Source organism: Treponema sp. JC4 (genome assembly GCF_000260795.1).
GTDB lineage: Bacteria > Spirochaetota > Spirochaetia > Treponematales > Treponemataceae > Treponema_D.
Genome location: NZ_AJGU01000124.1, coordinates 1 through 644, shown reverse-complemented (window position 1 = coordinate 644; position 644 = coordinate 1). Strand labels below are relative to the sequence as shown.

Genomic DNA, 644 nt, shown 5'->3' with positions numbered 1-644 from the left:
TTCTTTTCATTCCATCTCGATTTTACTTTTGAAACAAATGATTCATCTTCAAAAAATCTTGAAATCCATTTTGCATTTTTTATAAGCCAACCATCAGATTTATAATCAGTATATTTTTCACCAGAATTTCCAAAACCAAGATCAAAATCCCAATTTGGTCCCATATGAATCTTTTCATCTTTTGGATTAAAGTATAAGTATACAGAAGTTTGAAAAGAAGAATCATGGTATTTTGAAAATTCATTTACTAGATACCAATCTATAAACGAATTTATATCAAAATATTTTTTCCAACCTTCATTCTCATTCTTAAAATTTTCATCAAACAATATATCTTCAGCTTTTTGAATAGTTTTTTTAATATAATCTAGAATATCCTCAGAAACATTATCAGGATCTTTTAAAGTAAAAACAACACCCTCTTTAGAAGTAAAATAGAATTCCGCATCTTTTCGAACATCAATTTCAAGAATAAAACCTCCGTCTTTTAAATCAATAACATCATCTCCATTTATGTCTGTATATTTTGATTTTCCGAAATCTGATATATCTTGAATTTCAATTCTTCCTTCATCCTGAGTTATCTTTTCACAGAAAATATAATTTCCTATATATTTTCCATTCATTACAACATCAACATATAT

The 644-nt window shown here is 26.1% G+C and carries 1 protein-coding gene; it reads right to left on the bottom strand.

The window, feature by feature from the left end; translation table 11 throughout:
- The coding region (locus MSI_RS13570) for a CotH kinase family protein (protein ID WP_192807785.1) at positions 1-626 on the bottom strand (626 nt) is incomplete at its 3' end.
- Positions 627-644: the final 18 nt, after the last annotated feature.